The 16,757-nt window shown below is 65.5% G+C and carries 14 protein-coding genes; 7 read left to right on the forward strand and 7 right to left on the reverse strand.

Annotated features, from left to right (window positions below; genetic code table 11):
* Positions 1-9: 9 nt before the first annotated feature.
* Positions 10-837 carry an IclR family transcriptional regulator gene (locus DIZ22_RS17900; RefSeq protein ID WP_004209343.1) on the reverse strand — a complete coding sequence of 276 codons (828 nt, stop codon included), beginning with the start codon at positions 835-837 and terminating at the stop codon, positions 10-12.
* 134 nt (positions 838-971) lie between these two features.
* On the opposite strand from DIZ22_RS17900, the gene rhmD reads away from it, so the two are divergent.
* The 7 genes from rhmD to DIZ22_RS17935 all read left to right on the forward strand — a co-directional run bounded on the left by rhmD (position 972) and on the right by DIZ22_RS17935 (position 7,809).
* A complete protein-coding gene (gene rhmD, locus DIZ22_RS17905) occupies positions 972-2,192 on the forward strand; it encodes an L-rhamnonate dehydratase (RefSeq protein WP_004209345.1) in 1,221 nt (406 codons plus the stop codon).
* A gap of 27 nt (positions 2,193-2,219) precedes the next feature.
* The gene (locus DIZ22_RS17910) at positions 2,220-3,077 is read left to right on the forward strand and encodes a fumarylacetoacetate hydrolase family protein (protein ID WP_048936813.1); all 858 of its coding nucleotides are present in this window, start codon (positions 2,220-2,222) and stop codon (positions 3,075-3,077) included.
* On the forward strand, positions 3,074-3,823 hold the full coding sequence (locus DIZ22_RS17915) for an SDR family NAD(P)-dependent oxidoreductase (RefSeq protein WP_004209347.1): 750 nt from the start codon (positions 3,074-3,076) through the stop codon (positions 3,821-3,823). The genes DIZ22_RS17910 and DIZ22_RS17915 overlap by 4 nt, the downstream gene beginning before the upstream one ends.
* Positions 3,824-4,000: 177 nt before the next feature.
* Positions 4,001-4,903, forward strand: coding sequence for an amidohydrolase family protein (locus DIZ22_RS17920; RefSeq protein WP_048936812.1), 903 nt, complete (start codon positions 4,001-4,003; stop codon positions 4,901-4,903).
* Positions 4,900-5,964, forward strand: a complete 1,065-nt coding sequence (rhaT, locus tag DIZ22_RS17925; RefSeq protein WP_048936811.1) for an L-rhamnose/proton symporter RhaT — start codon at positions 4,900-4,902, stop codon at positions 5,962-5,964. Before DIZ22_RS17920 ends, rhaT begins: the two co-directional genes overlap by 4 nt.
* The gene (locus DIZ22_RS17930) at positions 5,964-7,004 is read left to right on the forward strand and encodes a glycoside hydrolase family 43 protein (protein ID WP_048936810.1); all 1,041 of its coding nucleotides are present in this window, start codon (positions 5,964-5,966) and stop codon (positions 7,002-7,004) included. Before rhaT ends, DIZ22_RS17930 begins: the two co-directional genes overlap by 1 nt.
* A complete protein-coding gene (locus DIZ22_RS17935; RefSeq protein WP_048936809.1) occupies positions 6,991-7,809 on the forward strand; it encodes an alpha/beta hydrolase in 819 nt (272 codons plus the stop codon). The genes DIZ22_RS17930 and DIZ22_RS17935 overlap by 14 nt, the downstream gene beginning before the upstream one ends.
* Before the next feature lie 25 nt (positions 7,810-7,834).
* Here DIZ22_RS17935 and DIZ22_RS17940 read toward each other — a convergent pair whose 3' ends face one another.
* The 6 genes from DIZ22_RS17940 to DIZ22_RS17965 all read right to left on the reverse strand — a co-directional run bounded on the left by DIZ22_RS17940 (position 7,835) and on the right by DIZ22_RS17965 (position 16,748).
* Entirely contained in the window at positions 7,835-8,884 is a 1,050-nt protein-coding gene (locus tag DIZ22_RS17940) for a LacI family DNA-binding transcriptional regulator (RefSeq protein ID WP_004209352.1), read from the reverse strand.
* Positions 8,885-8,930: 46 nt separating this feature from the next.
* A complete protein-coding gene (locus tag DIZ22_RS17945; RefSeq protein WP_122928487.1) occupies positions 8,931-9,896 on the reverse strand; it encodes a family 43 glycosylhydrolase in 966 nt (321 codons plus the stop codon).
* Positions 9,893-11,083 (reverse strand): SGNH/GDSL hydrolase family protein, encoded by a 1,191-nt coding sequence (locus DIZ22_RS17950; RefSeq protein WP_048936807.1) that lies wholly within the window; start codon positions 11,081-11,083, stop codon positions 9,893-9,895. The genes DIZ22_RS17945 and DIZ22_RS17950 overlap by 4 nt, the downstream gene beginning before the upstream one ends.
* Before the next feature lie 29 nt (positions 11,084-11,112).
* The gene (locus DIZ22_RS17955) at positions 11,113-12,627 is read right to left on the reverse strand and encodes an MFS transporter (RefSeq protein ID WP_017500972.1); all 1,515 of its coding nucleotides are present in this window, start codon (positions 12,625-12,627) and stop codon (positions 11,113-11,115) included.
* 108 nt (positions 12,628-12,735) lie between these two features.
* Entirely contained in the window at positions 12,736-15,168 is a 2,433-nt protein-coding gene (locus DIZ22_RS17960; RefSeq protein ID WP_048936806.1) for a glycosyl hydrolase 115 family protein, read from the reverse strand.
* Positions 15,168-16,748, reverse strand: a complete 1,581-nt coding sequence (locus tag DIZ22_RS17965) for a glycoside hydrolase family 28 protein (RefSeq protein ID WP_048936805.1) — start codon at positions 16,746-16,748, stop codon at positions 15,168-15,170. Before DIZ22_RS17965 ends, DIZ22_RS17960 begins: the two co-directional genes overlap by 1 nt.
* Positions 16,749-16,757: the final 9 nt, after the last annotated feature.

The following is a 16,757-nucleotide window of genomic DNA, read 5'->3' on the forward strand; positions in this document are numbered from 1 at the left end:
TTCCTTGGATTAGCGCCGCACCGGGCGGCGGGGGGATTTGACGCCGGGGGTCCAGCCCAGATCGGCGCTGACCTTCTGCGCGGCGGCGCGGACTTCGTCGCTCAGCGATGCCATACGCTCATCGTCCATATATTGGGCGGCGCTCGACAGGCTGATGGCGGCGACGATCGCGCCCGACGCATCGCGGATCGGCGCGGCGACGCAGCGTATCTGGTCCTCATTCTCTTCCAGGTCGAACGCGCGCCCGGCCGCGACATAGCCGCGCATCCGCTCCAGCCATGTGGCCGGGTCGGCATCATGGGTGCCGTTCTCCCGCTCGCTTTCTAGCAGCCGGGTCCAGCCCGCCTCCGGATCGTCCAGCATCAGCGCCTTGCCAAGGCCCGTCGATGTCAGCGGGTGGCGGTCGCCGATCCGGCTCGAAATCTCGACCCGGCGGCGGCCGGGAATCTTGTCCAGATAGAGCGCCTGGTCGCCGTCCAGCCGGCCCAGATGCACCACATCCTCGCTCGCGGCGGCCAGCGCTTCCAGATGGGGGCGGGCAATCTGCACCACGTCGGCCTGGCTCTGCGCCAGGAAGCCTAGCTGCAGCAGCTTGGGGCCAAGCTGATAGCCCTCGCGCGGCAGGAAGGTCAGGAAACCGCGCTCGACCAGCGCATTGGCCAGGCGATGAGTGGTGGAGCGCGTCAGGCCCATGCGCTCGGACAGGTCGGCGAGCTTCACCGGCCCGTCGATCACCTGGTCGAGCAGGTCCAGCCCGCGCTGAAGGGTCTGCGACCCCTGCGTCTTCGACTTTTCCTCTCGCGGACCCGATTCCGGGTTTGACGTATTTTGTCTCATCTACTAACACTCTATCCCACAAAATGAGAAAAACAAGGGTGTAGGAGAGGCTGGACGCGATTCTTCCCCTCAATTGCCCCACGTTGTGCGCATTTTGTCCATATGGTGGAAGTGTTATTGCCCATCCCCTTGCGATGGGTCTGGCCCAAGGGAGTTTCAGCGTGCCCATCGTGACGTTGCCGAAGATCAAGCATGTCCGCGCCTTCACCGTGCGCGGCGGCGGTGCCGATTATCATGACCAGGGCGAAGGCCACTGGATCGACGATCACATCGCGACGCCGATGTCGAAATATCCCGAATATCGCCAGTCGCGGCAGAGCTTCGGCATCAATGTGCTCGGCACTTTGGTGGTGGAGATTGAGGCGGAAGACGGCACCATCGGTTTCGCCGTGACGACCGGTGGCGAGCCCGCCGCCTATATCGTCGAAAAGCATCTCGCCCGTTTCCTCGAAGGCCGGTCGCCGACCGATTATGAGAAGATCTGGGACCAGATGTATTTCTCGACCCAATATTATGGCCGCAAGGGCCTGGTCATCAACGCCATCTCCGGCGTCGACCTCGCGCTCTGGGATCTGCTCGGCAAGCTGCGCCAGGAACCGGTCTATCATCTGCTCGGCGGCGCGGTCCGCGACGAACTGCAATTCTACGCCACCGGCGCGCGCCCGGACAAGGCGAAGGAATTCGGCTTCATCGGCGGCAAGATGGCGCTGCACCACGGCCCGGCCGAAGGCATTGAGGGCCTCAAGAAGAATATCGCCGAACTGGCCGACATGCGGTCCAAGGTCGGCGATGATTTCTGGCTGATGTGGGACTGCTGGATGGCGCTCGACGTCGACTATGCCACCCGCCTAGCCATCGCCGCGCATGAGCTGGGTCTCAAGTGGATCGAGGAAGCGATCAGCCCGGACGATTATTGGGGCTACCAGCAGCTCAAGCGCAACGTGCCCAAGGGCATGCTGGTCACCACCGGCGAGCATGAAGCGACCCGCTGGGGCTTCCGCATGCTGATGGAAATGGATTGCTGCGACATCATCCAGCCCGACGTCGGCTGGTGCGGCGGCGTCACCGAGCTGCTCAAGATCAGCGCGCTGGCCGACGCCCATGGCAAGATGGTCGTGCCGCATGGCTCGTCGGTCTACAGCTATCATTTCGTCATCACCCGCCACAACTCGCCCTTCGCCGAGTTCCTGATGATGCATCCGGGGCCGACGGAGGTGGTGCCGATGTTCCACCCGCAATTGCTGGGCGAACCGGTGCCGGAAAATGGCCGCATGAAGGTGACCGCGCTCGACAAGCCGGGCTTCGGCGTCGACCTGAACCCCGACATCGCGATGCACCGCCCCTATACCCACTGATCGCCTGAACAGAGAAAGACTGATCCCATGAAATTTGTTCGTTTCGGCCAGCGTGGCCAGGAAAAGCCCGGCGTGATCGATGCCGAGGGCAAGATCCGTGACCTCTCCGGCGTCGTCGCCGACCTGACGATCGAGAGCCTCGCCGCCGCCAAGGGCGTCGACGTGGACTCGCTCCCCGTCGTCGATGGCGACCCGCGCTATGGCGTGCCGGTCAAGGGCATCGGCAAGATCGTCGCCATCGGCCTCAACTATGAGGACCATGCGATCGAATCCAACCTGCCGATCCCGACCGAGCCGATGATGTTCATGAAGGCGCTGTCGTCGCTCAATGGTCCCAATGACGAAGTGATGCTGCCCAAGGGTTCGACCCATGGCGACTGGGAAGTCGAACTGGGCGTGGTCATCGGCGAAACCTGCCGCTTCGTCAGCGAAGAGGAAGCGCTGTCGAAGGTCGCGGGCTATGTCCTCGTCAACGACGTGTCGGAACGCTTCAACCAGAAGCAGCGCGGCACCCAGTGGAGCAAGGGCAAGGGCCATGACACCTTCTGCCCGGTCGGCCCCTGGCTGGTGACCGCCGACGAAATCGGCAACCCGCAGGATCTCGACATGTATCTCGACGTCAATGGCGATCGGATGCAGACCGGCAATACGAAGACGATGATCTTCAACGTCGCCCAGCTCATCTCCTATGTCAGCGAATATATCACCCTCTATCCCGGTGACCTGATGATCACCGGCACCCCTCCGGGCGTGGGCGAGGGCAAGAAGCCCGAAGCCGTCTACCTCAAGGCCGGCGACGTCATGGAACTGGGCATCGCCAAGCTCGGCAGCCAGAAGCAGAATGTCGTGGAATGGCGCCACCTGGGCGACGAGGTGCTCGGATGAGCGTCTTTTCCGGACGCTATGAAGGTCGCTGCGCCATCGTCACCGGTGGCGCCTCGGGCCTGGGCAAGCTGGTTGCCAAGCGCATCGTCGAAGAAGGCGGCAAGGTGGTCCTGTGGGATCTGAATGCCGACGCCCTCGCCGCTGCGAAGGATGAAGTCGGCGCGACCCATGTAGTTGCGCTCGACGTCTCCGATCAGGCCGCCGTCGCCGCCGCCGCCAAGGCCAGCGCGGATGCGCTCGGCAAGATCGACGTCCTCGTCTGCTCCGCCGGCATCACCGGCGCGACTGCCACGGTGTGGGACTATCCGGTCGACAGCTGGCAGCGGGTGATCGACATCAACCTCAATGGCCTCTTCTACTGCAATCGGGAAGTCGTGCCCTTCATGCTCGAAAACGGCTATGGCCGGATCGTCAACCTCGCCTCGGTCGCGGGCAAGGAAGGCAATCCCAATGCCAGCGCCTATTCGGCCAGCAAGGCGGGCGTCATCGGCCTTACCAAGAGCATCGGCAAGGAACTGGCGGGCAAGGGCGTGATCGCCAATGCCCTGACGCCGGCCACCTTCGAAAGCCCGATCCTGGAACAGCTGCCGCAGAGCCAGGTCGACTATATGCGCTCGAAGATCCCGATGGGCCGGCTTGGCCTGGTCGAGGAATCGGCCGCCATGGTCTGCTTCATGGCCAGCGAGGAATGCAGCTTCACCACGGCGTCGACCTTCGACACCTCGGGCGGCCGCACCACCTTCTGACCCAAGCCTCTACGCGGCGCGACCGGCCATCCAAGAGCCCGGCGCGCCGCGATTTATGCCAGTTTCTCCCCCGTTCGCCCTGAGCCTGTCGAAGGGCAGGCTGAGCGAAGTCGAAGCCTTCGCCACGCTCGGCCCGAACGGAAAAGAGGCTGCTGAACTGTTCATGGGAGAGGACGCATGATCCCCTTTGTCGATGCCCATATCCATCTGTGGGATCTCAATCATATCCGCTACGACTGGCTGAGCCCGCCCTTTTCGGACGATGGCCCCAATGGCAGTGTCGAGCCGATCGCCCGCAATTATGGCGTGGCCGACTATCGCGAAGACCTTGCCCGCTGGAACGTCATCGGCGCGGTCCATGTCGATGCCGGCGCCGCGGCGGAAAGCGCGCTGCGCGAGACCCAGTGGCTCGACACGCTCGCCGCCGTCGACGGCCTCCCCACCGGCTTCGTTGCCTTCGCCGCCCTCAACGACCCGGATGTCGATGCGCTGCTGGCCGCCCAGGCCGCCCATCCCCGCGTCAAGGGCATCCGCCATATCGTCAACTGGCATGCCGATCCCCAGCGCACCTATGGCCCGGTCGACCTCACCGTCGATCCGCAATGGCAGGCGGGCTATGGCCTGCTCGCGAAGCATGGCCTCTCCTTCGACCTGCAATGCTATCCGGGGCAGATGCCCGGCCTCGTCCCGCTGATCGAGCGGCATCCCGATATCCCGGTCATCATCAACCATATGGGCATGCCGGTGCTGACCGATCCGGATGGCCTCAACGACTGGCGCAGGGGCATGAAGGCGCTCGCCGCACTGCCCCATGTCGCGGTCAAGTTGTCGGGCATGGGCTTCATCCGCCGCGACTGGATCATGGCTGGCATCGCGCCGCTGGTGCATGAGGCGATCGACATGTTCGGTGTCGATCGTTGTGCCTTTGCCAGCGACACGCCGACCGACAAGCTGTTCGGCCCGATCGACCGTTACATGGAATCCTATCACGCCATCGTGTCGGATTTCCCCGAAGCCGATCGCCGCGCGATGTTCGCCGGCAACGCCAATCGCCTCTATCGTCTGGGACTTGCCCTATGACCCCCAATCCTCTGCTCGGCGTCCTCTTCCACTGGCTCGGCGGCTTCGCCTCGGCCAGCTTCTATGTCCCCTTCCGCGGCGTGAAGCGCTGGAACTGGGAGATTTTCTGGCTCACCGGCGGCATCTTCTCCTGGGTGATTGCGCCCTGGTTCTTCGCCTCGGTCCAGACCAACGACCTGATGGGCGTGATGGCCCAGGTGCCCTCGTCCGTGGTTGGCTGGTGCATCTTCTTCGGCTTTCTCTGGGGCTTTGGCGGCCTCACCTATGGCCTTACCATGCGCTATCTCGGCCTCTCGCTCGGCATGGCGGTGGTGCTGGGCCTCTGCACCGTCTTCGGCACGCTGATCCCGCCGATCTTCGACGGCAGCTTCATGACGGAGATTGCCGGCACCCTGCATGGCCAGATCGTCCTGCTGGGCCTGGCCGTCACCGTGCTCGGCATCGTCGTCGTCGCCCGTGCTGGCGCCCGCAAGGATGCGGCGCTTTCGGCTGATCAGAAGGCCGCAGCCGTCGCCGAGTTCGATTTCAAGAAGGGGATCGCCGTCGCCATCTTCTCCGGCATCATGTCGAGCTGCTTCGCCTTCGGCCTCGCCGCCGGCGAACCGGTCAAGGCGCTCTCGGCCGCCGCCGGCACCGGTCCGCTCTGGACCGGTCTTCCCACCCTCTGCCTCGTCATGTTCGGCGGCCTCATCACCAACGCGCTCTGGTGCGGCTGGCTGATCGCCAGGAACAAGTCGGCGGGCCAGTGGGTCGGCGCGCCCGATGCCTCGGGCCAGCGCCCGAAGCTGCTGCCCAATTTCCTGCTCTGCGCGGTGGCGGGTACGGCCTGGTATTTCCAGTTCTTCTTCTACACGATGGGTGAAAGCCAGATGGGCCGCTTCGGCTTCTCCAGCTGGACGCTGCACATGGCCTCGATCATCATCTTCGGCACCTGCTGGGGCTTTGCCTTCCGCGAATGGAAGGACGCCGCGCCGGCGGTCCGCCGCATGGTGTGGAGCGGCGTCGGCCTGCTGATCCTCGCCACCCTCATCATCGGCTATGGCAACAGGCTGGCGAGCTGATGCGCCGCTGGCTCGCCGCTCTGTTGCTGACGCTCGCCGCCCCGGTGGCGGCGGCCGACGCGCCGCTGCTGACATCGCATCTGCGCATCCATGACCCTTTCGTCGTGGCGGAACCGGCGAGCAAGACCTACTGGCTCTTCTCGAAGAATGACCCGGCCGTCACCGGCGATCCGCGCATCGGTATCATGGCCTATGCCAGCAGCGATCTTGCCCATTGGCAGAAGCCGAAGCTGGTCTTCGCCCTGCCGAAGGACGTTTGGGCCGATGACGGCGGCTGGGCACCGGAGGTGCATCGCTGGAAGGGGCGCTATTATCTCTTCGCCACCTTCCACAATGACAAGGCGGCAATCCCGGCCAGCGGCAAGCGCCCCAATTATCGCCGCGCCACCTTGCTGGCGGTGTCGGACCGGATCGATGGTCCTTACCAACTTATCCACAAGGGCGAGCCGGTCACTACGCCCAATGACATGACGCTCGACGGCAGCCTCTATATCGACCCGGCCGGCAAGCCCTGGATGGTCTATGCCCATGAATGGCTGCAGATGGGCGTCGGCACGATGGAGGCGCTACCGCTGAAGGACGATCTCTCGCCCGCCGGCAAGCCGCAATTGCTGTTCCGCGCCAATGACGCCGACTGGGTGATCGGCCAGAAACAGCCCGAAGGGGATATGGGCTATGTCACCGACGGCCCCGAACTCTATCGCACCAAAAGCGGCACCCTGCTGATGCTCTGGTCCAGTTGGGGGAAGGGCGGCTATGTCCAGGCGCAGGCCCGCTCCAAATCCGGCACGCTCGCCGGCCCCTGGGAACAGCTTGGCCCGCTCATCATGCAGGACAGCGGCCATGGCATGCTGTTCCATGCCTTTGATGGCCGGCTGATGCTGGTCCTCCATCGCCCGTTCAAGCGGGCGATCGCCAAATTCTATGAGATGCGCGACGCCGGCGATCGGCTGGAGATCGTGCGCGAGGCCGTGGAACTGGATGGCGAAGCCTATCCCACCCATGGCTGCCCGATGGGAGTATCCGATGCTCGCTGCTGATCTGGTCTGGCCGCTGCGCGATGCGCCAAGCGGCGCCTTCGCGCTGGAGGACGCCAATGCCGCGCCCGAACAGGCGGTCGTCACCGCCGTCGATCGCCCGGTGCTGCTCGGCTATGCGCCCGACAAGCCCAATGGCCGCGCCATGCTCATCCTGGGCGGCGGCGGCTATGTCGCGCTGATGGCCGGACGCGAAGGGGTGCAGGTCGCCCAATGGCTGACGTCGCTCGGCTATCATGCCTTCGTCCTCGTCCACCGCTTCCCCCATGCCGGCACCGGCCCGTCCGCGCCGCTCGACGATGCGCTCGCCGCGATGCGGATGATCCGCGCGTCCGATCTGGCGCCCGATGGCGTCGGCGTCGTCGGCCTCTCCTCGGGCGGCCATCTCGCCGCCTGCCTCGCCGCGCATTATCCGGCGGACTGGGGCGATGTCGCGCCACAGCGGCCCGACGTCATGGTCATCGGCTATGCGCCCATCTCGACCAATGCCAAAGGGCGCACCATCGTCGCCGACAAGCCGCCACTGCCGCCGGTGGAAAAGCAGGCGCTCTACGACGTGCTTCAGCCGGACGCGCAATTGCGGCCTGGCCCGCCGCCGGCCTTCATCGCCTATGCCGGCAATGATCCGGTGGTGCCGGTCGAGAACGCCCATCGCCTCAGCCGCGCCTGGCAGGATGCGGGCGGCAGCGCGGAACTGCACATCTTCGCCGACGCCCCCCATGGCTTCGCGCTCGACACGCAGGATCAGCCGGTCTCGCTCTGGCCGCGCCTGTGCGAAGCCTGGCTCAGGCAGGTCGGCTTCCTGTAAACTTCGCTGTCACCTTCCGGCAATTCTAATGCCGTGAGGGCACGGCATCCGACTGGCGCCGGATCAGCTGATAATCCAGCTTCACCCGGCCCAGCGCCTCTTCGCCGGCGCCATCGTCCTGGCTGCTGAAATGGGCGCCCAGCAGGCCGATCGCCTCGCGCGCCATGTCGCGGATCGGCTGGCGGATCGTCGTCAGCGCCGGCCAGATCGCGCTCGCCAGCGGCGTGTCGTCGAAGCCGCAGATGGTGATGTCGCCCGGCACGTTGATCCGGCGCTGATGCGCCACCGTGATCGCCGCCGCTGCCATATCGTCATTGCAGGCAAAGATGGCGCTGGGCGGCGTATCGAGGCTCAGCAACTGCTCGGCCGCGTCCAGCCCCGATCGATAGGAAAAGTCGCCCGGCACGATCCAGCGCTCGTCCAGCCTTATCCCCCGGTCGGCCAGGCAGTCGCGAAAGCCCTGAAGGCGCCGGGCGCTGGCGCGGTGGCGGATATTGCCGGAGATGAAGCCGATCTGCCGATGGCCCAGGTCGATGAGGTGCCGGGTCAGGTCATAGGCGGCATGGCGGTCGTCGGTCCCCACCGCCAGCATGCCGGGCACATCGCCATCGGGGGCGATGCCGACCACGGCGATGTCACGCGCCTGCAACGCCTCGACCAGTTCGGCCCAGTCGCACAGCGGCGGCGGCAGGATGACGCCGGCGACATGCGCCTTCGACACCTGATCGACGATTTCCTTGGCAAAGGCGCCGGGCGCGCATTGCTCGACCACCAGATGCAGATGGCGCTGCGGCGCCTCGCCCAGCGCGCCGAGCAGCAACTCGCCCAGATAGGCCGACGTCGTCGAATTGCTGTGCAGCAAGGCCACCCGCCGGTCGGCACTGCCCACCAGCGCACGCGCCGACGCATTGGGCACATAGCCCAGATCCTTGACCGCCTGCTCGACCGCCTGTTGCGACTTGGCGCTGACCAGCGCCTTGCCGTTGATCGCGCGCGATGCGGTCATCATAGACACGCCGGCACGGGCGGCGACCTCGCGGATCGTGGGCGGCTTTTTCTTCGCGGCTTTCTGCATCACCTGACGTCCTAGCCGGTTTTCCCGACAAGGAAAATCGCGGCGATCAGGGCTTTAGTCGTATATGCGCCGGCGCATCGCGATCGACGGTCACGATCCCGTCCTTCTCGGTCAGTTCGGCGATCTGCAGCACCGACCGGCGTTTCCAGTCGGGATTGGCCTTCGCTTCATCCTCGCCCTCCTGATGGACGAAATAGATGATATAGGCGCGGTCGCCCGACACGATGATGTCGGGATGCTGGCCCTTGGCCCGGTCGGTCGGCGCCTTGCCCGGCGTCGCCAATATATAGTCCGGCTGGCGCGTCCAGTGTGTCCCGTCGTCGGAGCGCATCACCAGCAGCCCCTTCCACGCGTCGGAGATCAGCCAATATTTGCCCTTCCAGCGAAACGCCTTGGGCCCTTCGCCCGGCGTGTCGGTCAGCCGGTCCTTGACGGTCCAGTGGATGAGGTCGCCGCTGTCGGCAGTGCGGATCGCCTTGTTCATCCGCTCGTCGTTGAAGAACAGCCGATAGCTCCCGCCCGGCAGGGCGAGGACACTGGCGTCGATCACCCGGTCGGAGCCGAGGTCGAGCCGCTCGCCACAGGTCCAGCTCTTGAGGTCCGGGCTGGTCAGATGGACGATGAAGCGCGGCGCATTCCAGTCGCGATAGATGCCCGGCACCACCGTCAGCCACATATGCCACTGGCCTTCCAGCCACTGCACTTCGGGCGCCCACAGCGTCTCGCCGGTGCAACTGGTCGGGATCGTCGCGGTGCCGCTGTAGCGCCATTTGGCACCGTCCTTCGACCGCGCCGTGCCGATCGCCGTGCCATGGACCCAGCGGACATCCTTGGCGTCCTCCATGGGCAGGTCGGCGCGGCGATTGGTGTAGAACATCACCCATTCGCCGCTCTTGCGATCATAGACGGTCGACGCATCGGCCGCGCCATCATGCACCGGATCGCGCAGCAGCGGCTTGGGCGCCACCGGCCCGCTCGCGGCGGCGGCCATCAACAGCAGCGACGCGATCATTTGAACAGCCTCAGGTCGAACGCATCGGCCATGACGCGGAAGCCTTCGTCATTGGGGTGCAGCGCGTCGCCGACATCATAGGGCTTGGCCATGCGCGACGGATCGGCCGGATCGGCCACCGCCTTGGCCAGATCGACGAAGCCGTCGGCCTCCTTGGTCGTGCGGATCCAGTCATTGACGGCAATGCGCACCGCATCGCCCTCCGCGCTCCAATAGCCCGCGCCCTTATAGGGCAGGATGGTCGCCAAGATGACCTTGATATTGCGGTCATGCGCCCGCGCGATCATCTGGCGATAGGCGCCGATCACCGTCTGCGGCGTCAGCATCGGACGCTTGTCGCGCGCCGCCCCGCCCAGATCATTCACTCCTTCCAGAATGACGACATGGGTGACGCCCGGCACCGCCAGCACGTCGCTGTCGAACCGCGCCAGCGCATTATAGCCGTCCGCCTCGCTCAGCAGCCGATTGGCGCTGATCCCGGCATTGGCGACGCCGACGCTTTTACGCCCGGCTTTCTGCAGCCGCTCGGCCAGCAGGTCGGGCCAGCGCCGGTTGCTGTCGGGGGTGGCACGCACGCCATCGGTGATGGAATCGCCCAGCGTCACGATCGCCGTGCCGCGCTTGGCATTGTCGACCTCGACCGCCGAAATCACCACGCGCGGCCCGATGACGGTCGGGCTGGTCAGCGTCTCCGCCCCCGTCTGGTCGCCCGACGCGGTCCAGGTCGTCGCCGCCGAATAGCTGTGGACGGTCGCATCCGCCGCGCCCTGTGGCAGATGGATGGAAATGCTGATCCGGGTCAGCGGCTTGACCGCCAGGTCGATCGGATCGCTCAGCAGCGGCGCGCGCGCGGGGATGGTCGCGCCCTGCGCCTGGTTGAAGGTCACGACATGGTCGCTGCCTGGCACGATCGCGCCATTTTCGCCGGCCAGCGCGACATGCACGCTGCCCACCAGCAGCGGATTGACCGACATTTCGTTCGACAGGCGGATGCGGATGCGCTGCCCGCCGCTCGACAGGCGCACGACCTGGCGGACGGTGCGGTCGTTGAGATCGGGATGCTTCTCGGGCGGGGCGCGGTTGACCAAGGGTGCCGTCATCCAGCTGCGCGACCAATATTGGGCCTGCGCCGGCGATGCGGCGACCATCGCCAGCAGCGCCGCACCCAATAGCATCCTCTTGCCCATGTCCCTCTCCCTTATTGTCTGACCGGCCCTTATTGCGCGACCGGGTTGCGGCCCCACAGCTGGTCATAGCGCCAGCCGGACAGATCCTCGACCACTTCGGCCGCGACCGGCGATGTCGGCGTGCGCGCACCGCTGCGCAGATGCTCGATCTCGCGCATCAATATGTCGTGCGTCGCCGGGCTCAGGCGGAATTTGGTCGACACCCAGATGCCCAGCCCCAGGCAGCCGACCGTGCCGACGCCCAGCAGCAACGCCATGGTCAGGATCGCGCCATGGCTCTGTTCCGCCGCGCCCGATACGAAGCCGCCGGCCTGCATGATGAAGCCCACGCCGGCGACAGCCGCCGCCTGTGTCGCCTTGCGCACGAAGGTCATGACCCCGGCAAAGCTGCCTTCGCGGCGCTGGCCGGTCACGATCTCGTCGACATCGGCCATATAATTATAGGTCGCCCAGGGAATATAGTTGAGCGCGCCGCGGCCCAGGCCGCACAGGATGATCGGCAGCCAGATCCACGGGCTGGTCGCCGGCACGCCCGCAAACCACAGGCCGATCAGCGTCAGGCAGCCGACGGCGAAGTCGGCGGCGGCGACCTGATAGGCCTTGGCCGGCGACGCCCGCAGCGCCAGGTTGATGGCGATGATCACCGCCACGAACTGGACGATATACATGGTGCCCAGCAGGCCCGATGCGATCGCCGTCGATCCGGCCAGCGCGAAGATCACGAAGAAGGTGAAGGCCGCGTTGAAGATGTCCTGGCTGATATAGCCACCCAGATACATGCCCAGATGCAGGCGGAAGGCGCGGATGCGCATGGTCGAAAACAGGTTGCGGTAGAGCGCCTTCAACGCCTGTCCCGGCCCGCCCGCGCCGACCGGATGCTGGCCGATAGCCTCGGCCGATCCGGGCAGGTGCCGTTCCCAGCTGAACAGGTAGAGCAGCCCCGCCGTCACCATGAACAAGGCGGCAAAGATGATGCCCATGTAGAAGAAGGTGTCGGCGCTGTCGCGGCCCAGGGCGTTGATCAGCCACAGCGGCAGGAAGCCGGCTAGGATTGCCGATGCCTGACCGAACAATATGCGCGACCCGGCGAACTTTGCCTTGGTGCGATAGTCGGTCGACATTTCAGCCGCCAGCGTCTCGAACGGAATGATCTCCATCGCATAGACCAGCTCGAACAGCACATAGCTGACCAGATAATACCAGAAGCCCTGACCCGGCAGCCACATCAGCGCGAAGCTCGGCAACAGCGGAATCGCGGCCAGGATGAAGAAGCGACGGCGGCCGAACTTGCGGCCCAGCCAGGTGCCGCCGAAATGGTCGGAAATATAGCCGATCATCGGCGAGGCAAAGGCGTCCAGGATGCGCGCGACGGCAAAGATGGTCGCCGCCTGTCCGGCGCTAAGCCCGCAGAATTGCGTGTAGAAGATCAGCACCCAGCCGGAAATGACCGCCATCGATCCCGCGCCCAGCACGTCGTTGGAGCCATAGGCGAGGTAATTTTGCAGGCGGACGGGACGCGCGGTGGATGGGGCAGTCTCGGGCAATTCAGGTCCTCCGCCTAGGGCAATGATCGGCGCTTGGGCTCTTGTTCTGACGCGCGCGGGCATATGAAATATATGCCACATAGTGAACGGCTATCACACGATATGAGACTAATGCAAGCCGCCATCCGCCTTTTCTGCGGTCGCTGGCACGAAGCGGATTGCCTCGATCAGCACGCCGGGATCGGCGCGCTCCAGCGTCACGACATGCCGCCCGCCGCTCAGTCGTTGCGTTAACGTCATGGTCGCGCGATTGTCCAGCACCCCCATCGCCCAGTCGCGACTGCCGGTCTCGCGCCGACTCTCCAGCGCCTGCGTCACGCCATCAATGTCGATGGTCAGATGCAGCGTGTCGCCATCCCTGTCGGCATAGGTCGGCAAGATATCCACAAGCACGGTCCATTCGCCCGGTGGCAGGTCGATCGTCGCGCGGCTCGCCCCGGCCTTGGTGCCAGGCGCCAGCATCGCGCCATGACGACCCAGCCCCTCCACGCGCGTCCATCCGGCGAATCGGTCCGGCGTCAGCAGCGGCAGGTCAGGAACGGCCGGCTGCGCCTTGGCCGGCCCGGCCGGCGGCGCCGGCGCATCGATCGGCGGCAGGATCACCGGCGTCTGGCGATAGCTGCGCCATTGCCCGTCCGCCGGCTCCACCGCCATGATTCCGCGCCATTTTCCGCCCGCCAGTTCGCGGTTGTAATAGGTCGTCAGCCTGTCAATTTCGCTGTCCGCTTCATGCGCGATCCTGCCGCGCCGCGTCGCCTCGGCCAGGTCGCTGTCACGCAGCCGGTCATGCGCCTCGGCGGAAAAGAAGCGCCGGTTGGCTGCCGCCGATGCCCGCACCGGATAGGCCAGCAATTCATAGAAGGCGTCGCGCCGCTCGGCCGGGATCGCCGGCTCGACCTTCGCCAGCGCCGCTTCCATCGCCGCGAACGCCGCCAACCGCGCATCCGCCTCGCCGATCGTCAGCGGGCTTTGCCGATACTTATCCACAGGCAGATTCCACTGCAGATGCTCGGGCCGCCGGGCGAAATTCAGCCGATGATAATCGCGCAAAATCCCCGCAATGGCGGGTGCCTGCGCAGCATCGACATTCTCCGCCACCCAGTCGTCCACAAACTTATCCACAGGCTTTGCCCGCACCTTATCCACAGCCCAGGCGAGGCTCAGAAAATAGTCGGTGGCCAGTTCCGCCGGCTTCAAATCGCCGACATTGGCGACCCAGACCTGCCGCGCGCCGGCATCCCAGGCGCGACCCATTTCCTCGCGGATCAGCGCCGGCGGGGTTGTGGATAACCATAGGTAGGAGAGCGGCGCGCCGAGATAGGAGAGATGATAATAGACGCCCGACCCGCCCTTGCGCGCTCGCTCGGCGGCATCGGGGAAGTGGCGGATATAGCCGAAATTATCGTCCGGCCACATCAGCGTCACATCGTCGGGCACCTTGAGGCCCGCGCGATAGACGTCCAGCACTTCCTTATAGGGGGTGAAGACCTGCGGCGCGTCGGCCGCACCGGCCCTGGCCAGCATCGCGCGCTGGTCGGCAAAGATGCGCTCCAGCGTGGCGCGCCGCTCCTCGACCGTCTTTGGCCCCACCATGCCGCTGTCATGGATGCCGCGCATCCCCAGCGTCCAGATGCTCTCATAACGGGCATTGCTGCGTACCCGCTCGTCCCAATAGCGCCGCACCCCGTCGGGGTTCTTCAGATAATCGAAATCCTCGGCCGGGGCGGTCCATTCGCCGACATTGTTGCGCAGCATCGGCTCGGCATGGCTCGACCCCATGATGATGGCATAGCGATCGGCCAGCGCCGCATTGGCCGGGTCGGCATTGAACGGCGTCGTCACCTTGTGCATCGCCGGCCACAGCAGATTGGCCTTCAGCCGCAGCAGCAGCTCGAAAACCTGTGCATAAGTCTTCGGCCCCAGCGGCTTCTCGTCCGGCGCATGCTTTCCCGCCGCCCAGGGCACCAGCCCCCAATCCTCGTCATTCAGGAAGATGCCGCGATATTTGACCGAAGGCGGCCCGAACCGCCGGGCATCCTTCGCCACATAGAGCGCGTCGCGATGCAGCGGCGTGACGTCCGCCCACCAGTGCCAGGGTGACACGCCGATCGCGCGCGACAGTTCATAGGCGCCATAGGCGGTGCCGCGCCGGTCGCTGCCGATGATCAGCAGCGCGCGCGCCACGCCGGCCGCCGGCCGCTCGACCGGCAGGATCAGGAAACTCTCCCACGCGCCTTTCAGCTTCGCGACATCGATCCGCTTGTCCGCCACCAGCCGATCGATCGCTTCACTATGGCCCAGCGTGCCGATCCAGACCTGTGCCGCGCCGCCCTCGGCCGCGCCAGTGACTCGGCCAATATCCTGCTTCAGGTCATCGGCGGCGATTCCTACCACGGCGTCATCGGCTGGGTCGGTGACGATCCGCGCCGCCTGCCCCTGCGCCACCAGCGGGAAATCCCCCCGCTGCGCCACCGACCGCACCCAGTCCGCCGCCTGCGCCGGCGTCGCGCCGAGCAGCAGCAGCGCCAGCCACCAGCGCATCAGAAACGCACCATGTTGGTCGTGTCGATCCGCCGATCCGGCAGGTCGCGGATCGCGCTGCTGCGAAAGCCGGTCACATGCTCCAGCCGGAAGGAATCCGCGCCGCCCGGCATCTTCAGATAGGATCCGTCAAACCCTTCGACATGCTTCAGCCAGAAGGCCGGTCGCGCGTCCGCCGCCCGTGTCCGCACCTCGACATGGCTCAGGTCCAGATTGCGCGCATGACGGATGAAGAAACCGCTTGCCGGCAGGGGACCGAACCGGTCGGGATCGGGATAATCCTCTTCCTTGGCCGGCGGATCGATCCCGGCCATCGCCGCGTCGCCGCCGCCCGGCTGGTCGATGAAGATATTGCTGATCTGGACGTCCTCGACCGGATGGCCGGCCACGCCGGCGATGATCGACGGCAGCATCGACCCGCTCTGGCAGGTGATATTGTCGATCAGCACCCGTCGCATCGATCCCACCGCCGCGCCGGCCGGCCCGCGCATCCGCCGGCCCAGCCGCAGGAACAGGGCCGGGCTGTGACAGCCGCGCATGGCGATGTTGCTGATCGTCACATCCTCCATCACCGCGCCGTCCACCGTTTCCAGCGCCAGCCCCCAGCATTGGTCGAACACGCAATTGCTGATGGTGATATTCTTGAACCCGCCATTGCTTTCGGTGCCGCACTTGATCCGCCCCAGCAGCCAGGTGTCGCGATTGCGCGCCAATGGTTGGAACGTCCCGTCCAGCAGCGTGCCGACGACATAGGATCCGCTGACATGGCAATTGGTGATGGTCACATTCTCGGTCGCGCGGGGATAGCCCAGCGCATAGCTGGACTTGGGCACGATCGCGTCATCATAGGGGGTGTTGAGCGTGCAGTTGCTGACCCGCACATTGCGGCAGCAGTCGATGTCGAAGCCGTCGCGGTTGGTGTCGACGGTGAGGTTGTCGATCAGCAGATTGTCGACCCCGGTGGCCAGCAGGGCGAAATGCCCGCCCTCCAGAATGGAAAAGTCCCGCAGCGCGACATTGCGGCAGTTTTTGAGCGCGATCGCCTTGTTACCGACGCCGGGCAGTTCGGCGGCCGGCCGATCCTTATCGGGATGGCCCCGGCTCAGCCCCTTGCCCCAAATCAGCCCGTCGCCGCAGATCGCGATATCATGCAGTCCCTCGCCATGGATCAGGCTGTTGCGCCAATGATTATGGCCATAATCCTGATAGGGCGCGATCGCCGGATCCTGCGGCTCGGCCGCATCATATCCGCCATTGGGAAGGCCGGTCAGCGGCACCGATGCGGCCAGCAGGGTGGCGCCCCGGTCCAGCCACAGGGTGATGTTGCTCTTCAGGTGTATGGTATAGCTGGCATAGCGGCCGGGCGGCACATAGACGGTCCCGCCGCCGCGCTCTGCGGCAAAGGCGATCGCCCGGTCGATCGCGGGGCTGTCGATATGGCTACCATCGCCCTTCGCGCCGAAATCGCGAACATTCACTATGCCCTGCGGCAGGGCGCGGCCGAAAGCGGGCAGTGCCGCCAGCATGGATATGCCGGCGGCACCTTTCAGCAGGAAACGGCGATCGAACGGTCCTTCCATTTACCCCTC

It is taken from the genome of Sphingobium sp. LF-16, assembly GCF_003711185.1.
GTDB classification, from domain to species: domain Bacteria; phylum Pseudomonadota; class Alphaproteobacteria; order Sphingomonadales; family Sphingomonadaceae; genus Sphingobium; species Sphingobium yanoikuyae_A.